15 protein-coding genes and 3 tRNA genes are annotated in these 18,840 nt (G+C 61.7%); 5 read left to right on the top strand and 13 right to left on the bottom strand.

Annotated features, from left to right (window positions below; all coding sequences use genetic code 11):
• Window positions 1-113: 113 nt before the first annotated feature.
• Window positions 114-599: a DM13 domain-containing protein gene (locus HAV21_RS02815; protein ID WP_243753087.1), complete on the bottom strand. Its 486-nt coding sequence runs from the start codon at window positions 597-599 to the stop codon at window positions 114-116.
• Window positions 600-747: 148 nt separating this feature from the next.
• Between HAV21_RS02815 and HAV21_RS02820 the strand changes: the two genes are divergently transcribed.
• A complete protein-coding gene (locus HAV21_RS02820) occupies window positions 748-1,944 on the top strand; it encodes an SLC13 family permease (RefSeq protein ID WP_166840258.1) in 1,197 nt (398 codons plus the stop codon).
• Here HAV21_RS02820 and HAV21_RS02825 read toward each other — a convergent pair.
• The gene (locus HAV21_RS02825; protein WP_166840260.1) at window positions 1,941-2,609 is read right to left on the bottom strand and encodes a DUF1684 domain-containing protein; all 669 of its coding nucleotides are present in this window, start codon (window positions 2,607-2,609) and stop codon (window positions 1,941-1,943) included. The two genes, HAV21_RS02820 and HAV21_RS02825, sit on opposite strands and share 4 nt — an antisense overlap.
• A 54-nt stretch (window positions 2,610-2,663) precedes the next feature.
• Here HAV21_RS02825 and HAV21_RS02830 point away from each other — a divergent pair, with 54 nt between their 5' ends.
• Together HAV21_RS02830 and HAV21_RS02835 are read left to right on the top strand one after the other, a co-directional pair.
• Complete coding sequence (locus tag HAV21_RS02830; protein ID WP_166840262.1) at window positions 2,664-3,503, top strand: hypothetical protein; 840 nt, start codon at window positions 2,664-2,666, stop codon at window positions 3,501-3,503.
• Window positions 3,504-3,573: 70 nt separating this feature from the next.
• Entirely contained in the window at window positions 3,574-4,380 is an 807-nt protein-coding gene (locus HAV21_RS02835) for a transglutaminase family protein (protein WP_166840264.1), read from the top strand.
• Here the strand turns inward: HAV21_RS02835 and HAV21_RS02840 are convergent.
• From HAV21_RS02840 to bcp, 7 genes are all read right to left on the bottom strand, one after another.
• A complete protein-coding gene (locus HAV21_RS02840) occupies window positions 4,377-4,838 on the bottom strand; it encodes a MarR family winged helix-turn-helix transcriptional regulator (protein ID WP_166840266.1) in 462 nt (153 codons plus the stop codon). The genes HAV21_RS02835 and HAV21_RS02840 overlap by 4 nt on opposite strands.
• A complete protein-coding gene (locus HAV21_RS02845) occupies window positions 4,838-5,968 on the bottom strand; it encodes an LLM class flavin-dependent oxidoreductase (RefSeq protein ID WP_142938717.1) in 1,131 nt (376 codons plus the stop codon). Before HAV21_RS02845 ends, HAV21_RS02840 begins: the two co-directional genes overlap by 1 nt.
• 151 nt (window positions 5,969-6,119) lie before the next feature.
• A complete protein-coding gene (locus HAV21_RS02850; RefSeq protein ID WP_166840268.1) occupies window positions 6,120-9,344 on the bottom strand; it encodes an efflux RND transporter permease subunit in 3,225 nt (1,074 codons plus the stop codon).
• Between the two features lie 66 nt (window positions 9,345-9,410).
• Window positions 9,411-10,916, bottom strand: coding sequence for a malate:quinone oxidoreductase (locus HAV21_RS02855; RefSeq protein ID WP_142938719.1), 1,506 nt, complete (start codon window positions 10,914-10,916; stop codon window positions 9,411-9,413).
• A 79-nt stretch (window positions 10,917-10,995) separates the two neighbouring features.
• Window positions 10,996-12,648, bottom strand: coding sequence for an ABC transporter substrate-binding protein (locus HAV21_RS02860; protein WP_208096105.1), 1,653 nt, complete (start codon window positions 12,646-12,648; stop codon window positions 10,996-10,998).
• 180 nt (window positions 12,649-12,828) lie between these two features.
• Window positions 12,829-12,910 (bottom strand) — tRNA-Leu (locus HAV21_RS02865).
• A 63-nt stretch (window positions 12,911-12,973) separates the two neighbouring features.
• A complete protein-coding gene (bcp, locus tag HAV21_RS02870; protein ID WP_142938721.1) occupies window positions 12,974-13,447 on the bottom strand; it encodes a thioredoxin-dependent thiol peroxidase in 474 nt (157 codons plus the stop codon).
• A gap of 84 nt (window positions 13,448-13,531) precedes the next feature.
• Here bcp and HAV21_RS02875 point away from each other — a divergent pair, with 84 nt between their 5' ends.
• Window positions 13,532-13,999, top strand: a complete 468-nt coding sequence (locus tag HAV21_RS02875; protein WP_142938722.1) for a MarR family transcriptional regulator — start codon at window positions 13,532-13,534, stop codon at window positions 13,997-13,999.
• Between the two features lie 91 nt (window positions 14,000-14,090).
• Here the strand turns inward: HAV21_RS02875 and HAV21_RS02880 are convergent.
• The 4 genes from HAV21_RS02880 to HAV21_RS02895 form a co-directional block, all read right to left on the bottom strand.
• A tRNA-Lys gene (locus tag HAV21_RS02880) sits at window positions 14,091-14,166 on the bottom strand.
• Window positions 14,167-14,364: 198 nt separating this feature from the next.
• Window positions 14,365-14,437 (bottom strand) — tRNA-Lys (locus HAV21_RS02885).
• 117 nt (window positions 14,438-14,554) lie between these two features.
• Window positions 14,555-15,769, bottom strand: coding sequence for a PQQ-dependent sugar dehydrogenase (locus HAV21_RS02890; protein WP_166840270.1), 1,215 nt, complete (start codon window positions 15,767-15,769; stop codon window positions 14,555-14,557).
• Window positions 15,770-15,785: 16 nt separating this feature from the next.
• A complete protein-coding gene (locus HAV21_RS02895; RefSeq protein WP_243753088.1) occupies window positions 15,786-16,802 on the bottom strand; it encodes a hypothetical protein in 1,017 nt (338 codons plus the stop codon).
• A 230-nt stretch (window positions 16,803-17,032) separates the two neighbouring features.
• On the opposite strand from HAV21_RS02895, the gene ilvD reads away from it, so the two are divergent.
• On the top strand, window positions 17,033-18,754 hold the full coding sequence (ilvD, locus tag HAV21_RS02900; protein WP_142938725.1) for a dihydroxy-acid dehydratase: 1,722 nt from the start codon (window positions 17,033-17,035) through the stop codon (window positions 18,752-18,754).
• The last annotated feature ends 86 nt before the right edge of the window (window positions 18,755-18,840 follow it).

Consider the following 18,840-nt stretch of genomic DNA (forward strand, 5'->3'; position numbering starts at 1 on the left):
CTCTGCATGCTTTGCCACTCCCTTAGCGCGCAGAGCGGGCCTCACAACGCATCAGGTGAGGGGCGCGGATCCGAATGCCACGCTGAAGCGGTCACACCACAGCACCACGGATGTCAGCCCGTGATGTCCGTTCCTGGCGGGAGTAGGTAGTTGTGATTGCCGTGCGTGGCCTTGACCGCACCGAGATCCACGTATCGGCCGGACCGATATTTGAACCAGTCGCCGCCGGCCGGCAGGCTGCTCAACCAGACTTTGACGTCCGGGCCGTCGCTGCTGGCCAAGTCCTCGAGCCGCAACAGATGGCTGCCATCGTCAAGTCTCACCAACCGGGCAGTGCCTGTGGTCTCATGCTCTTGGGATTGGAAAGTGCCCGAGCCAAGAACCACCGGTGCCTCGGAAGTTGCGGGTAAGGGAATTGCGGGAGCCTGTGCGCTCGCGGGAGCGGGCGCGGCAGGCAGTGCTTCGTAGACGCTGCTGCTGGTGAAGATGCGCCACGGCTGGAACAGGGCGGCCCCCACAACCACTACGGAAAGGACCACCACCCCTGCCACAACCGCAAGGATCCTGTGGGCCCGGATCATGCGCTGCAGTCTGTTCATGCTTCAAAGTTAGGCTTCGCGGCAGGGCTTTGGGGGTTCTTTTGCTTACAGGCCGGTGACGCCTTCTTCCAGTGCCGTGGAAGGAACTCCTGTGCAGAAGGAAGCGCCGTGCAGGATGAACACAGGACCCGGGCTTAGAATCCGTTCCATGCGTCTGGCGATTATAGGGTTGGTCCTCCTTGTGGCTGGTGGGGTCACAGTGGTTACGGGTGTCCTGCCCTGGCAGGAGGTGGCAGTCCTTGCAGACCGGGTGGCACCCATCCTGGGTTTTGTCATTGCCATGACGGTGGTTACGGAACTTGTCAGTGAGGCCGGCGCCTTCCAGTGGATTGCCCGCCATGTGCGGGGGTGGGGGCGTGGACGCAGTGTCATGCTGTGGTTGCTGTTGGCGTTGTTTGCCACACTCAGTACCATTTTCCTGTCACTGGATACGACGGCGGTGCTGCTCACCCCGGTGGTGGTCACCGTGGCCCGCCAGGCGGGCCTCCCCGTTCTGCCCTTCGCCCTGACCACGGTTTGGCTGGCCAACACTGCCAGCTTGTTGCTTCCCATCTCCAACCTGACCAACCTTTTGGCGCAGCACAATCTCGGTGGCATCAGCCCGGCACAGTTCGCGCAACTGATGTGGGCGCCCTCGCTCGCGGCAATTGTGGTGCCCTTGGCATTTGTTGCTGTGGTTTTCCGGCGGGAGCTTCGCAAAACCTACGCGCTCGATTCCGCCCGTCCGGCCCCGACCACCTCATCCACGGCAGCGCCGGACAAAGTCCTGCTCCTGGTCAGTGCGATCGTCCTGGTGTTGCTGTTGCCGGCGTTGGTATCCGGAGTCGCCATTTGGATTCCCGCCGCGTTGGCTGCCGCGATACTCGCCGTGACCTTCGCCGTCCGCCGACCCAAGGTGCTCAAGGTGGCCTTGATCCCGTGGTCCCTGCTGCTCTTTACCTGCGGCCTCTTCCTTGTAGTGGAAGCAACGCAATATCTTGGCGCATCAGTGCTGCTTGGCCAGGTGGCAGGGCAGGGGAACGGATTCCTTGAGCTGCTGAGGCTGGCCATGACAGGCGCCCTTGGCTCAAACGTCGTCAACAACCTGCCGGCCTACCTTCTGGCCGAGCCACTGGCCGGAACTCCTACCAGGATGGCTGCGCTGTTGGTGGGGGTGAACGCGGGACCCCTGATCACTCCGTGGGCCTCTTTGGCCACCTTGCTATGGCACGACCGCTTGGTGCGGATGAATGTACTGTTCAAGTGGAGGGGGTACGCGGTCTTCGGCCTGATGGTGGCGCCGCTGACAATAGTGGCGGCCATTGCGGCCCTCGCAGTTGTCGGCCCCGGAGGGGTGTTTGGTTAGCCGAGATACTGTTCGCCCACTGGGACCTCGGCAGCCAGGCGGTTTGCTGGTCCCGCCAGCGGACACGCCCAGGCCTCGTTGTAGGCGCAAGATGGGTTGTACGCGAAATTGAAGTCCAGGACAAACTCTTGGTCTGCGCCGGATCCCCGCGTCCCATGGAACGAACCCTTGACCGTGTCCACCAAGTACCGTCCGGCGCCGTAGCTTCCGCCGTCCTTGCCTGCAGTGGCGTCGCGGAACGGCACGAAGATCCCGCCCCCGTAGCTCCTGAGCTTCCAGGCCGCCAACGAGCCCAGCCCGGGGAGGTCGAAAGTGCCGATTCGGACGAATGGCACCAACCCGTCAGTCCCCGTCTCAACGTTCATTTCCTGGCCGGCTCCCTCGGGTGACAAGGCGGCGTACCTCCGGAAGGAGGAATCGTAGTCAGCTGTTGGCAGTCCGGAGAAGGAAGCCTTCATATCGGCGGTGAGCGCGGAAGCCGGATGCGTAGCGAACATCAGGTCCCGTTCCTGCCGCCAAAACACGTGGGCGTCGAACGGGTTGGTGGCCGCGAGCTGGCGCACTTTGTCGTAGAGGGCGAACGTCCGCAGGCGCCAATCAGCAATATCAATAGCTGACATGGCGGGAATGTCGTCTTCGAAATAGTCCTTCTGGTCAGGAGCCATACACTCAGCCTAGTCCTGTGCGTGTCGCAGGACTGCCGCCGATAGGCTGTGGGCATGAAGGGCATCCTGAACCTGCGCTGCAATCCGATGCGGCTTGCCGTGTTTGCCGTGGCGGTCACAGTCCTCGCCGGCACAGCATCCTGCTCCGCCGAGAACAAGGGCCCGCAAGTCAACTCCACTACCGGCTCCCAACCAAATAGTTCGGAATCGGGAACGGCAACACAGGGCAGCACGACGCCGGCGACAGGCACCGGCGAAACTCCAAGCACCGGCGGGAGTACTTCGGCCAGCCCCGGGTCAAGCCCGGTGGCGACGGCGGTGTCCTGGAAGACGTACACGGACTCCGCCAAAACCGTCAGCTTCGAGTTACCTCAGGAGTGGATAGCCCAGTCGGTAACGCCGGAGGCGGGATCGTTGGCCAACGCTGTGAAGGTGGAGGTCAAGGATGCCGAGGGGCGGTACATAGCCACGCTACACACCGGGTTGCCTACGACGTCGCCTGCCGCCTGCCCGGCCGGTCAGGCACGCCCCTATGTGGTGATCAGCAGTGTGCCATTGGACATTCCCCACTCGGATGGCCAGGACACCATTGATCCGCGAGTAGTCTTCCGCGTGGTTCAGGGCTACAAGTTCTTCGGCTCTTACGGCATCACCAATATGGTGGCGGGAGTGGACGGACAGGCCTGCGAACTGAGGAACCGGGTTCAGGGCCCAGCCGGCAAGGGCGACATCACCTTTGGGGATGTCCCGGTCATCCATGCCTTTGCCGCTGATGAGAAGGTGGCACCGGCCAAGTCTTTCGATACCTTGGACCTGGCTGCAAAGTATGCGGTCCACGGTTCTGAATTCGCCAATGTCCAGCGGATGCTACTGTCGCTGAAGGTTAATCTGTAGCTCTGCGATTGGCTGATTCACATAAATGGCGGCAATGGGGGCTGTCCGCCGCAACCCACCCCGGAGATCAATGGAACGCAATGTTGCTGCCTCACTCGTGTTCAAGACTGCAGCCAACACCAAGGTGGCCATGGCCATAGCCGTGGCCAATAATCGTGGTTACCGCTCTGTGAACGAAAACCTGTCCATCACCAGTGGTGGTGCCGAGGTCCCCTTTGCTGAACTCAGCGATCACCACGGCGGCCGCTTTCACTACCTGGAATTCAGCGAGCCGAGCGAGGTGACTGTGGACTACCGGGCAACGGTTCATGGCTTTGGGGAGCCGGATACATCCCGTCCGATGGAACTCATCAGGTACGTCAGGCCCAGCCGGTATGCGGAGTCGGACAGGCTGCTGCCTACCTCCTATGCCGAGTTTGGAAGCCTGCACGGTGCCGAGCTGCTCCATGCCGTCCGCAATTGGGTCAACGGGGAACTGCGTTACGTCAGTGGGTCCTCCCGGGGGACAGACGGCGCCGTGGAAACCCTGCTGCACCGCAAAGGTGTGTGCCGCGACTTCGCACACCTTGCCATTGCCCTCCTGCGGTCCAAGGATGTTCCCGCGCGGTTGGCGGCGGTGTACGCCCCCGGGCTAAGTCCCATGGATTTCCATGCTGTTGCGGAGGCGCACATCGACGGCGCCTGGCACATCATTGATCCCACTGGTCTCGCGCCCCGCGAATCCATGCTTCGCATCACCGCAGGCCGGGACTCCTCGGATACGGCCTTCCTGTCCACCGTGGGCGGCAGCCTGACCCTCAAAACGCTCAAGGTCAGCGCATCGGTCAACGGGGAGCTCCCGGTGGAGGACCCCCGGGAGCTCATCAGCTTGCGCTAGTGTCCGGCCACCGAGGCGCGGAGTTTCTCCGTGAGCCGCAGAAGCTCCTGCTGCTCCTCGGCCGTGAGCGCGGGCGCCACCAAGTTGGCGATGTCGCGGACATGTTCGCGGCCGATGGCCTTTTGGAGCTCGCTTCCGGCCTCGGTGAGTGAGAGCAGGACTCCGCGGCCGTCGTCGGGCGCTATGGTCCGCTCCACCAGGCCGCGCTTCTCCAGGCGGTCCACCAAGCGGCTTAAGCTGGACTGGCTGAGCAGGACCTTGTCATTGATCTCATTCAGGCGCAGCTGGCCCGAAGGGCAGCGGGAAAGCGTGAACAGGACGTCGTACTCCTTGACAGGAAGTGCTTTGAACGCCGGCCCGGACTGAAGCTTCCGCATCACCGCCACCTGGGAGCGGAACAACGACTCCCAGGTCTCGGCGGCGAGGCGCACGGCGGAGGATGCCGAAGGGCTGGACATCAGGCGTCCTGCCCCGCAGCACCAGCACCAGCAGTAGCGGACGCGCTGACCTTGGCCTCCAACGCGGCGGCAACCCGTGAGGCGTGCGTGGGTGCGTCCGGCACGTTCGCAGGCTTCATGGCGGCGTACTCCTTTCGAAGAACCGGCAACACCTCTTCGCCGAAGAGATCCAACTGCTCCAGGACGGTCTTCAGCGGCAGTCCGGCGTGGTCGATCAGGAACAACTGGCGCTGGTAGTCGCCGAAGGCCTCGCGGAAGGTCAGCGTCTTCTCGATGACTTCCTGCGGGCTGCCCACGGTGAGGGGAGTCTGCGAGGTGAAGTCCTCCAGGGACGGTCCGTGCCCGTAGACGGGCGCGTTGTCGAAGTATGGCCGGAATTCCTTCACGGCGTCCTGCGAGTTCTTCCTCATGAAGAACTGTCCGCCCAAGCCAACGATTGCCTGCTCCGGAGTTCCGTGGCCGTAGTGTGCGTAGCGCTCACGGTACAGGCCGATCAGCTGCTGGTAGTGCTCCTTAGGCCAGAAGATGTTGTTGGCGAAGAAACCGTCGCCGTAGTAGGCGGCCACTTCTGCGATCTGAGGCGTGCGGATGGAACCGTGCCACACGAAGGGGGCGACGTCGTCGAGCGGACGCGGCGTGGAGGTGAAGTTCTGCAGGGGTGTGCGGAACTTGCCGGACCAGTTGACGGTGTCCTCGTCCCACAGCTTGCGGAGCAGGCTGTAGTTCTCGATAGCCAGCTCGATGCCGTCCTGGATGTTCTTTCCGAACCAGGGGTACACCGGAGCTGTGTTGCCACGACCGAGCACCAGGTCCACGCGGCCATCAGAGAGGTGCTGGAGCATGGCGAAGTCTTCGGCGATCTTGACCGGATCATTGGTGGTGATCAGGGTGGTTGCCGTGGACAACGTGATGCGCTCGGTCTGGGCTGCGATGTAGGCCAGGGTGGTGGTGGGGGAGGAGGAGAAGAAGGGCCGGTTGTGGTGCTCGCCCAGGGCGTACACATCCATGCCGATTTCTTCGACCTTTTTGGCGATGGCGACGGAGGCCTTGATGCGCTCGTTTTCCGTGGGCGTGCGGCCCGTGGTGGGGTCAGTGGTGATGTCGCTGACGCTGAATACGCCGATCTGCATGATGTGCCTTTCTCCCTGCCCGAAGTCCCGGGCTCTGTAAACAGTGTACCTCAAACTAGATGCATTTGCATGTATCGATACCTGTAACAGGACAGGCCCGGGAATTGTTCCCGGGCCTGTCCACTACCAGTGCTTCTGTTGGGGGAGCCCGCTATTCTGCGGGATTATGGGCCGCACGGCGGCCAGTGACGCGTGGAATCATGCCCGTGGTCCAGTCCTGGAAATCTCCCGATGCGGAGCCGCCGTTCCCACCGGGTCCGTCGCCGGGAGCAGCCGTGGACTTGTCCTGCAAAGCCTTCAGCAGGTCCTTCTTTTCCCGGCGCCCCTCCACGAGTTTGTAGAGCACCGGAACCAGGACCAACGTCAGGGCCGTGGACGAAACCAAGCCACCGATCACCACGATTGCCAGGGGTTGGGAAATGAAGCCGCCGCCACCAGTAAGGCCTAAAGCCATGGGAGTCAGGGCGAACACCGTCGCCAAGGCGGTCATGAGGATGGGCCGCAGGCGCCGGCGCGCACCGTGTGTGATGGCATCGGCAACGTTCATGCCCGGAGAGCCGTCATGTGGCTTGCGATATTGGTTAATCAGGTCGATCAACACAATGGCGTTGGTCACCACGATGCCCACCAGCATCAGCATGCCGATCAGTGACGGCAGCCCCAAGGGAACGCCGGTGATCAACAGCAGTCCCACGGCGCCGGTCGCGGCGAACGGTACAGAAACCAACAGGATGAGCGGCTGGATGAGGGACTTGAAGGCGGCCACCATGATCACGTAGACGATGGCAATTGCCGCCAGCAGGGCCAAGCCAAGCTGCCGGAAAGACTCCGCCTGCTGCGTTGTGGCACCACCGATGGTGGCGGTGACCCCCGCAGGCAAGTCCACAGCCGCCAGCCGCTCCTGCACCGCTGCGCTGACACTCCCCAGGTTGGATCCGGACGGCGTCACGGTCACTTTGGCGGTTCGCTGCCCGTTGCTGCTGGTGATGGACACCGGGGTGTCAACCTGCTCGACGGCGGCAATCGTCTCCAGTGCCACGCCGCCACGGGCTGTGGGAAGCTGGAGTGCCCGAACTGCGGCAATGCTGGTAAAGCGCGTGCCCTCACCGATCTGCACAGGGTAGTCGTTGGTCTCGATCCGAACGGTACCGGCCGGAATGGGGCTGACCGTGGAGGCCAGGAAGGCTCCTACTTGTTCTTCCGTCAGGCCTGCCGCCACGGCCTTGGCCCGGTCAACACGGACCTGGACCACCGACTGCTTGGAAGCAAGGTTCGTGGCGACCTCCGAGCTCCCAGGAACGCCTTCCATAGCCTTGACCATGGCATCACTTGCTGTCTGCAGGTCAGCGGAATTAGCGGCCCTGATGGTGATATCCACCGTTGAGGATGTCCCGAATCCGCCCTGCTGCGATCCCACCGTCACCTTCCCGGGGGCCCCTGCCAGCTTGGCGCGAACCTCATCCTGGAGTTTGGTTTGGTTCACTTTCTCGTCAGTGACAATGGTGAATGTCGAGTTGGAGGAACCAGTGGAAGTGAGTGCAGCGAAGCCGGTCTGGGCGTTTCCGGAAGTGACCTGCACGTCCTTGATGCCCGCAATGCCCTTGAGGGACTCCTCAATCTTGGAGGCTTCATCGCTGGTGGCCTGCAGGCTGGTGCCCGCTGGAAGGACTTGGCGCACAGTCATGCTGTTCTCGCCGGAGCGGCCCAACAGATCGGTAGACAGAAGGGGCGAGACGGCGATGGTGGCCACCAGAATCAGTGCTGCTGCCGACAAGGTGATAACCGGATGCTTTTGCGTCTTGGCGAGAAGAGGAAGGTAGCCTCGCTGGAGGCGACTGCGCTCCTCGGCCTCTTGGGCTTTCCGGGCGGCTTCCTTGGCGGATGCCTGTGCCTCAGCGCCTCTTCCGGGCGAGGAAAGGAACCAGTAGGCCAGGACCGGAACGATTGTCAGGGAAACCAGCAGTGATGACAACAAAGCAATGGTTACGGTCAGGGCAAAGGGCCGGAACAGCTCACCGGCGAGGTCGCCGACGAAAGCGATGGGCAGGAATACGGCCACAGTGGTCAAAGTGGAAGCCGTGATGGCCCCGGCCACTTCCCGGATGGACGTCAGGATGGCTGTCAGCTTGTGTTCGCCGTAGCTCAAATGCCGCTTGATGTTCTCGATCACCACGATGGAATCGTCAACCACCCGCCCGATCGCAATGGTGAGGGCGCCCAAAGTAAGGATATTCAGCGAGTATCCCGTGGCGGAGATGCCAATGAAGGTAATCAGCAGGGACAGCGGGATGGAGACGGCCGTGACCAACGTTGAGCGTACGGACATCAGGAAGACCAGGATGACAGCTACGGCGAAGCCAAGGCCAAGGAGCCCTTCGGTGGTGAGGTCCTTGATGGACTTTTCAATGAAAGGAGCTTGGTCGAAGACCGGCGTGAAAGTCGCGTTGTTGCCGAGTTCCTCCTCCATAGGGCCGACGGCGTCCCTCACGGCGTGCGAAATCGCCACCGTATCGCCTTCCGGCTTCTTGGTGACGGACAGGGCCAATGTGGGCTTGCCGTTGGTGCGGGTGATGGACGTGGCGGCGTCGTCCTCGATGCTGACATCGGCAACAGCCCCAATGGTTGCAGCCGTTTTTGCGCCGGCCAAAGGGAGTCCCTTGATGATGTCCAGGGAATCCACTGGGCTGCCGAGCTGGAGGGAAAGGGTCTTGCCTTGGTCCTCAATGGTGCCCACGGGGACCAACGTGCCGTTGTTCTTGAGCGCATTGCTGATGGACTGGACAGAGGCCCCTGTAGTTGCCAGATCAGCGGGGCGGGGCTGGATCAGGATGTGCTGGCTGGAGCCGCCGGTCACGTCGGCACCACGGACGCCGTCGATCTTCTGCAGGCGGGGAACGCTGAGTCGAAGGAGGTCGGCGTTGAGTTCGCTCAGCGGCTTGTCCGACGACACCGCCAAGTAGACAATCGGGAAGTCGCTGATGTTACCGGCGATGGACTGGGGCTCGACGTCGGCCGGCAGCACCCGTTTGGCATTGGAAATCGCCCGGTCAATCTGGTTCCGCGCCCGGTCCAGGTTGGAGCCGTACGTGAACACCATAGTGATCTGTGAAACGCCGTTGCGGGACGTCGATGTGGTGGATTCAAGCCCCTCCACGCTGTTCAAAGCTGTTTCCAGGGGCTGGCTCAACTGCTTGTCCACAACCTCCGGGGAAGCGCCCGGCATGGAGGTCACCACGGTGATCTGCGGGAACTCGATGGACGGAATGAGTTCCTGCTTGAGCGACCCCATGGTGATCACGCCGAACACCGCCGCAAAGACGGTAATCAGCGCGATCAGGGCCCGGTTTCCCAGGGACAGTTTGGCCAAGCGGAACATTGCATTGACTCCTGCGGTCTACGTAACGATTCGGCTGAGGGAACCGGCCGCAGCCCCGGGTGTGGCCTAGCTTTGGATGGCGTTAGCCACTTCCAATTGCAGGGACCTTGCAGTGCTTGCTTCCAGTTCGGCCGCCAGGTCCGCATTCTCGTTGAGCTTGACGCCGTAGCCCGGCATCATGTCCTTGAGTTTGGACTGCCAACCCTTGAAGTTCTTGGGGAAGGACTTCTGTAGCAGTTCGATCATGATGGGCACGGCGGTGGACGCGCCCGGAGAAGCGCCCAGCAGTGCGCCGATCGAACCATCGCGGGAAGCGATGACTTCGGTGCCGAACTGCAGGACGCCACCCTTCTGTGGGTGCTTCTTGATGATTTGTACACGCTGACCGGCGGTGATCAGTTCCCAATTGCCGCCGGATGCTTCAGGGTAGTACTCGCGCAGGGCCTCAACCTTGGCCTCGTGCCGCTTGGCAACTTCCTTGATGAGGTAGGCGGTGAGGTCCATGTTGTCCTTGGCCACGGCCAGCATGGGAATGATGTTTCCCGGGCGGATGGACAGCGGAAGGTCCAGGTAGCTGGAGGTCTTCAGGAAGTTGGTGGAGAACCCGGCGTACGGGCCGAAGAGGAGGGAGCGTTTTCCGTCCACATAGCGGGTGTCCAGGTGCGGGACGGACATTGGCGGCGCGCCGACCGAAGCCTGGCCGTAGACCTTTGCACTGTGCTGGGAAGTCACGGCGTCGTCGGTGCAGCGGAAGAATTGGCCGGAGACGGGGAAGCCGCCGTAGCCCTTGCTTTCAGGGATGCCGGATGCCTGAAGCAGGTGGAGTGCACCGCCGCCGGCTCCTACGAAGACGAACTTGGCATGGATGCGGCCGTGTTCGCCTGACTTGGGGTGCTTGATGGACAGATCCCATCCACCGCCTGCTGCGCGGTGGATGTTGGTGACGTCGTGGCCATAATTGACCTCGGCGCCGCTGCTCTGCAGGTAGCCCGTCAGCTCGCGGGTCAAGGCGCCGAAGTCGACGTCGGTGCCTTCAGCTGCGCGGGTTGCGGCCACGCGCTGCTTGCGGTCGCGGCCCTTGACGATCAACGGTGCCCATTTGGCGATCTGGTCCTGGTCCTCGGTGTACTCCATGCTGCGGAACAGCGTGTTGGGTTTCAGTGCCTGGTACCGCGTTTTGAGGAAGTTCGCGTGGTTATCGCCGATGACGAAGCTCATGTGCGGAACTGTGTTGATGAAGCCTTTGGGAGACCCGATCACTTTGCTGTCCACAAGATGGGACCAGAACTGGCGGGACAGCTGGAACTGTTCGTTGATGTGCAGGGCCTTGGACGGGTCTACGGAACCGTCTTTTGCTGCGGGGGAGTAGTTCAGCTCACACAGCGCGGCATGGCCGGTGCCGGCGTTGTTCCAGGGTCCGGAACTCTCAAGCCCTGCTTCGTCGAGTCTTTCGAACATGGAGATGGTCCAGGTGGGTTCAAGTTGCTTGATGAACGCACCAAGGGTGGCACTCATGATTCCGCCGCCAATAAGGACGACGTCGGCATGTTGAGTCTTGGAAATGAAGGTCACGATCAATCTCCGTTAGCGGCGGCACTGGCTGTCACAGAATATCCCCGTGCAGTCTCAATACTGAAATTGCGGGGAATCGTCAAGGCTTTAGGCGGACGTTTGTGAAAACTTCGTTGAGGACGGGGGAAGCCGGGTAGCTTTCAACCTTGTTGGACAGAGCCAGCGCCGAGATGGGGAAGGCTATGGGCACAGCCGGTACCGACGCCGCGATCTCAGCATTGATGGCCTGGTACTGGGCGTTGCGTTCATCGCCTTCGGGCATTGCCCGTGCGCGTTCTATCTTGTGGAAGACTTCCGAGTCGGCGTATCCGAACTCGGCGCGGGTTTCGCCAAAAAGGGGTCCGAGGAAGTTGTCTGCGTCCGCGTACGAACCGTTCCAGCCCAGGAGGTGAAGGCCCCGGTCGCCGGCCGACTGGACTCTTTGGAGGTAGCCATCTTCCCAGTCGATGGGAACCGGTTTGATGTTGAAGCCGACGGCGACGAGTTGGCGGCTGAGCTCGGCGTAAATCTTTTCCGGGGTGGGCATGTATGCCCTTGTGGCGTTGAGGGGGTAATAGAACTTCAGCTCTTCACCCTTGTAGCCGGCTTTCTTCAAGAGCTCCTTGGCCTTCTCAGGGTTGTACCCCAGAGAGGGGGCATTGTTGTTGAAGCCGCTGAGCTTGGGTGGCACGAATTGTGATGCCTGCGCCGTGTTGTCGATGAAGAACTTCCGGATCAACGCTTCCTTGTCGATCGCCATCTCGATTGCTTGGCGCACTTCGGGCTTTTCCAGCGGTGCAACAGCCTGGTTGATCCCCAGGTACATCACCGAGAAAGGGTCGCGCTGGATGATCTGGACACCCTTTTTGACCAGTTGGTCAAAAGTCCCTGAGGTCACAAGGTCGTAGGCGTCGATCTTGCCATCCAGAAGGGCCTGCTGGCGTGATTCCGCGCGATCGTAGGGGATGAAGTTGATGGTTGCGATCTGTCCCTTGTTTCCCCAGTAGCCCTTGTAGCTGGACAACGTGAGCTTTTTCTCATCCCACGCGGTGAATGCATAGGGGCCTGTGCCCACGGGATGGCCGGCGTAGGTGGACATGGCTTGGCCGTTGCGTACTTGGTCAAGGACATTGGCTGTCTTTGCCTGCAAAGCAGCCGGGGAAGATATTGCGAAGGCTGGCAAGGTCAACGCCTGAAGGAATCCAGTGAAGGGCCGCGTCAGATTGATCTGGACGTCGGTGGCCGAAACCACCTTGCAGTCTTTGAAAATGGAGAATACCGGCTGATCCGAGTACGCCTTGAAAACGCTCTGAAAGGAGATGCCCGGCGCCTGATTCCTGAGCTCCTCGGGAAACGTGAACCAGCGGTTGAAGTTGGCGCATACGGCGGTTGCATCCAGGGTAGTGCCGTCGTGGAAGGTCACACCGGACCGGAGCGTGAAGTCGTAACTGAGCCCGTTGTTGCTGTCTTTCCACTCGGTGGCGAGGAGGGGCGTGGTTTGACCTGTTTCGCCATCCACCCCCACAAGTCCTTCGAGGACTTGGCGGGTGACACGGTAGGACTCGGAATCGGCGGTCATGGCGGGATCCAGGCCCAAGGGCATGGACGCCGTGCCGAAATTGAAGGTTGCTGTCGGTTCAACCGCGGGGGAGCTGCCGGTGGATGACGACGGCGACGGGCCCGGGGTTCCGGTGCACCCTGCCAGTCCCAAAGCCAGTACGGCAGCTCCGAACTGCATGCCCAGGCGCCGCATTTTGCTGCTTGCCACTCGTGTCCCCTCAAGCCGGTTGGAAGTGCTGTGGCCGGCTTCGGCCAGACCGCATTCCAGTCTAGTTGAACGTCCTGACTGCGCTTCCCAGCGGACTTTCAGGTGCCCCGGCTGCATGAAAATAAAATACCCCCGGTCTTGCAACCGGGGGTATTTCCGTATCTGTGCGCAAGGGGGGACTTGAACCCCCACGCCCGAAGGCACAGGAACCTAAATCCTGCGTGTCTGCCAATTTCACCACTCGCGCTGGCAGGCAATCCGACCGCCTGAAAGGACGGTCGCTGCCATATACCGGCCTCCAGTGTACCCGTTACTTGTCCAGCTTGAGATCCCGCCGGAGCTTGGCTACGTGCCCGGTGGCGCGCACGTTGTACTGGGCCAGGGAAACCTTTCCATCGGGATCAACCGCAAAGGTGGATCGGATCAATCCCATGTAGCTGCGGCCGTAGTTCTTTTTCTCACCCCAGGCCCCATATGCCTCGGCGACGGTGTGATCCTCGTCCGATAGCAGCCGAAAGGTCAGTTGTTCTTCTTCGGAGAACTTGGCAAGTGCCTTGACGGGGTCGGGGGAGACACCCACCACTTCGTATCCTGCAGCCTGCAGTGACCCCAGGGAGTCGCGGAAATCGCATGCTTCCTTGGTGCACCCGGGAGTGGAAGCGGCCGGGTAGAAGTAGAGGATGGTTTTTCGTCCGCGGAGGTCCGACAAGCTCACGCTTTTGCCGGTCTCATCCTGAAGTGTGAAGTCCGGGGCGGCATCTCCCGGGATAAGTCGTTCAGCCAAAATGTTCTCCTTACCAGTGGTCGCGATTTTCCAGTTTAGTGGGCGAGGCCGCGTCCTCACCGCTTCCGCGCATATACTGTCGGCATGCCAGATATGGAGAGATGGCCCACCACCCGTTTGCTTTCGACAGCCGCGCGCCTGGTGGAAATCTCGTGGAACGAAAAATTGAAGTCCATCGGTCTTACCCACGCCGGTGTCATTGCCATGCAGGTGTTGGCTGCCAAGGGTGCCATCACGCAGGCGGCTCTGGCCGAAGTTGCGCGGGTCAAGGCCCAAACAATGGGTACCACCCTCGCGAGGCTGGAGCTGCACGGGCATGTCACCCGACAACGCAGTGACTCCGACCGCCGAAGTCACGTGGTGACTCTTACTGACGCCGGCATTGCAGCTCTTGCAGAGGCAGTAAAGCTTGAGCAGGATGTTCTGTCCCCCGTTGCCGTGGACACCGTCCGGCTGCGGGAGGAACTTCGGTTGGTCGTCCGGGGCCTGGCGGGGTTGCCCGCGCCGGAGCAGGAAGCCCACACGGAAAACACCGACTTGCCGCAGGCCTGACCTGAGCCCGTTGCCGGGCTTCCTGCGGGAAGCTCGGCATGGAAACGCGAAAGGCTCCGGATCGTAGATGCGATCCGGAGCCTTTACTTTGTGGTGCACCCCCCGGGACTCGAACCCGGAACCCATTGATTAAGAGTCAATTGCTCTGCCAGTTGAGCTAGAGGTGCAGCTATTGTTTCGGCTTATGAGGGAATTTGCATTCCCCGTTGGCCTCTGCAACGACAAATAACTCTACACCAGTTTTTTGTGGTCACGGACCACATTCGGCCCTGCGTGATGAACGCCATGTGGTCGGTGCAGGAAGCGGCATGAATTAACACAAAAAAGGCCTTGGAGTGATATTCACACCAAGGCCTTTTGTTTTGTGCACCCCCCGGGACTCGAACCCGGAACCCATTGATTAAGAGTCAATTGCTCTGCCAGTTGAGCTAGAGGTGCAGCTGTTGATTTCGATCCCAAGGGCAAGCTTTTATTTCCCCGGCGATCTCCGCAACGACATGTAACTCTACACCACTTCTGTCCAAGTGTGAAATCCGCGGCATACCGCCACTGGCATCACGGCGCAGGCCTCAAAATCAGCGCAAAATCAGGGTTTCTGTTGTTGCTGATGACCCAGAGTGTGCCATCAGGAGCGCGGGCTACATCCCGGAGGCGCCCATATTCTCCTGTGAAGTAGGCCACAGGGGAGCCTGCGGTCTCCCCGTTAAGGGGAACCGCCCAAAGCCGTTGTCCCCGGAGCGCCCCTGTGTAGGCAACGCCGTCCACGATTTCCAGCCCACTGGGTGAGGCGTCGGACGTTGAGGGCCAGACGACCTTCGCGTCGATCAGGCCGCTGCGGCCGGGCGCTCCAGTCACGGTGGGCCAACCGTAATTGCCTCCAGGGGTAATCAGGTTCAGTTCGTCATCCACGTCAGGACCAAATTCACTGGCCCAGAGTCGTCCGGCGTTGTCCCAGGCCAGGCCTTGCACATTCCGATGCCCGTAGCTGTACACGGGATTGTCGCCGAAAGGATTCCCTGGCGCCGGGCGCCCCTCCGGAGTGAGTCGTAGGATTTTGCCGCCCAAGGCGTTCGTGTCCTGCGGCTGCTCCCGACGCTGAGAGTCACCGGTTCCGACGTAGAGGAACCCGTCCGGGCCGAATCGAATCCGGCCGCCGTTATGAGTGGAAGCCTTGGGCATTCCGGAGAAAATCACTTCAGCCTTCCCCAAAGTCACCATGCCGCTTGGATCCTCGGTCAGTTTCATGCGCACAATCCGGTTGTCGTCCGAGGACGTGAAATATGCGTACATCCAGCGGTCCGTTACGAATTCCGGCGAGAGGGCAAGGCCCAACAGCCCGCCTTCTCCGCCGGGTTCGACGCCGGGCACCTCGCCTAAGGTAGTGGCTTGACCGTCCCGGATGCTCTTTACCTGAGCGGTGTCCCGCTCGGACACCACGGCAGTGCCGTCCGGCAGGAAGACCACCGACCACGGCAGCTGCAGTCCGACGTCGAGTTTTTGGGTGACTTCCGGAGTTTGTGGCGCGGCGGGCTTGGATTCGCCGGCTTGCGTGGACTGAGACCCGGGCGAAAGGGGCCCGCCCAGTGCGGTAGCGGTGCCCTGACTTGCCGATGCCGCTGGTGTTGCCGCTGTGCCCGGAGATGACGGACTGCCCGTACATCCAGGCAGGACAACCAGGATTGCCAGCAACAGGGCATAAGAAGAAGCGGGCACCCAACGATCGCGGGTTTCCGAGGGGCGCCTTCTTGTATCCCCGACCGCTGCGTTCATGACCGCTGGCGGAAAGTCAGTGCCTGTTGCGACGTGGAGGCCGGAAACCGGCAGCTTCGGCGTGGGCGGATGATTCGAACCAGACGTCGGCGGCAGCGTCGTCATAGCCTGCAGTGTCTTCGTCGAAGTAGGTCATGGCGGACGCGCTGGCCTTGACGGGATAGGAGTCCCCGGGTGCGCTGGAGGAGCCCGTGCCGTAAGGGTGCTCGACGGCCAGATGACCAGTGCCCGCCGAGTCTTCGGCGGCAGCGGACTCGGCGCCCGGCAGGGTGGGTGAATGTGCATCGGTGTACTCGTGGTGATGGACCGGGGTACCGCTTGCATCGGTCCATGAAGATTCCCACTCCGCCTTGTCCTCAGCGGTATCCCTTGCGGCCGTGTCATCAGCCTTGGGGGCGGAGGTTGCCGTTGTGGAACCCGAGTCCCAGTCGTCAACATCGCCGGCGTCAGCCGCGTGGACCTTGGCGTCAGTATCCACGACGGGCTCGTCCACCACTGGTTCGTCAATGACAGGATCGGCCACTGAGGGGGCTGCGATGACGGGTTCCTCCACCGTCAATCCGGGTGTGGAAGCCGGGTGGACGTCAGAGGCGGCAACGGCGGGTGAATCGTCGACGGCGGTACGCGGCTCGGTCTCTACATCGGCCGCGGCGGGGGAGGCCCCGTGCGCTTCTCCGGAAGGTGCGGGTACGGGTGGGGCGGGTTCGTCGGCACGGGCTTCGATGACCTCAGGCTCCCTGACATCGGGTTCGTCGGCACGGGGGCCACTGCCCTCGGAGGCCGCTTTGCCGAGATTGGTCACACCTGCCAGGCCTGCCACCCCTGCTGCGGCTGCACCGGCATCCGGGATGGATCCCGTACTGGCGGGCGCCGTCGCTGCCGGGGGAGTGGTGCCGGATACCCCGGCGGTGCGATCCTCGGCGGTGGCGTGGGTTGAGGTGGGATCGGTATTCCGCGTCTTGTTGCGGTTCATCAGCCACCAAACAATAGCGACGACCAAAACAATGACAATGACCCAAATTAACCAGTCCATGGTGGAGGCCCTTCTGCTCACAGGGTTGCAGCTCGTGGTATTCCCGACGTTACGTGCCTGCTAATGGGCTGTCCAGCGTTTGACCTGCTGCTTCGCCCGAAAACATCTCCCTACTGACCATTTGTGGAGCGGCGGATGGATGACGCAAAGACCGCACCATGGAAAAAGTATGGGCTTAATGCGGCGTGCAACAGCGTCGGCAGAGGCCCGGTAGACATAGACTTTGGACCATGAGTGACGCCACCCAGATTGCGACAGAGAATACCCCGGACATCAAACCCCGCAGCCGGGTGGTGACCGACGGCATTCACGCGGCGCCGGCCCGTGGCATGTTCCGTGCGGTGGGCATGGGCGACGACGACTTTGCCAAACCTCAAATTGGTGTCGCGAGTTCGTGGAACGAGATCACACCCTGCAACCTTTCCCTGAACCGCCTTGCCCAGGGCGCCAAGGAAGGCGTCCACGCCGGCGGCGGTTTCCCCATGCAGTTCGGTACCATCTCCGTTTCGGACGGTATCTCCATGGGCCACGAGGGCATGCACTTCTCCCTGGTCTCCCGTGAGGTGATCGCGGATTCCGTGGAGACAGTGATGCAGGCCGAACGCATCGATGGCTCTGTGCTGCTGGCAGGCTGTGACAAGTCCCTCCCGGGCATGCTCATGGCTGCTGCCCGCCTGGACCTCGCGTCAGTCTTCCTTTACGCAGGCTCCATCATGCCGGGCTGGGTCAAGCTTGAAGACGGCTCCGAGAAGGAGGTCACCCTCATCGATGCCTTCGAGGCAGTCGGTGCCTGCGCTGCGGGCAAGATGAGCATGGAAGACCTCACCCGGATCGAAAAGGCCATCTGTCCCGGCGAAGGCGCCTGTGGTGGCATGTACACGGCCAACACCATGGCCTGCATCGGTGAGGCCTTGGGCATGTCCCTTCCGGGTTCAGCCGCCCCGCCGTCGGCAGACCGCCGTCGTGATGATTTCGCACGCAAGTCCGGCGAAGCGGTAGTTAACCTGCTGCGTCTGGGGATCACGGCCCGCGACATCATGACCAAAAAGGCGTTCGAGAATGCCATTGCGGTCACCATGGCCTTCGGCGGTTCCACCAACGCTGTGTTGCACCTGCTCGCGATCGCCCGGGAAGCCGAAGTAGAACTGACGCTGGACGACTTCAACCGCATTGGCGACAAAATCCCGCACTTGGGGGACCTCAAGCCTTTCGGCCGCTACGTCATGACCGACGTCGACAAAATTGGCGGCGTGCCGGTCATCATGAAAGCACTGCTCGACGCCGGACTGCTGCATGGTGACTGCCTCACCGTGACCGGCAAGACCCTCGCCGAAAACCTCGCCTCCATCAACCCGCCTGACCTTGATGGCAAGATCCTCCGCGCCTTGGACAATCCCATTCACAAGACCGGCGGCATCACCATCCTGCACGGTTCCATGGCCCCGGAAGGCGCCGTAGTGAAAAGCGCCGGGTTCGATGCGGATGTCTTTGAAGGAACTGCTCGTGTCTTCGAGCGCGAGCAGGGCGCGCTGAGCGCGTTGGATAACGGTGAGATTAGCAAGGGTGACGTGGTGGTTATCCGCTACGAAGGGCCCAAGGGCGGGCCGGGCATGCGCGAAATGCTGGCCATTACAGGAGCCATTAAGGGCGCAGGGCTTGGCAAAGACGTTCTGCTGCTGACCGACGGCCGCTTCTCGGGTGGCACAACAGGATTGTGCATCGGCCACGTTGCGCCGGAAGCCGTCGACGGCGGGCCCATTGCCTTCGTGAAGGATGGCGACCGCATCCGTGTGGACATCGCCGCGCGCTCTTTCGACCTCCTGGTGGACGACGCCGAACTCGAAGCCCGCAAGGAGGGCTGGGAGCCGCTGCCCGCAAAGTTCACCAAGGGCGTGCTGGCCAAGTACGCAAAGCTCGTCCACAGTGCCTCCACCGGGGCGTACTGCGGATAATTCCTGCCGTGGACTCCGACTGTTGAGACACAGTCGAAGTCCGGCAGGCGGACATGGCTGTCCAAATAGTGAGATACGATAGTGGT

Source organism: Paenarthrobacter sp. MSM-2-10-13 (genome assembly GCF_011605365.1).
Lineage (GTDB): Bacteria > Actinomycetota > Actinomycetes > Actinomycetales > Micrococcaceae > Arthrobacter.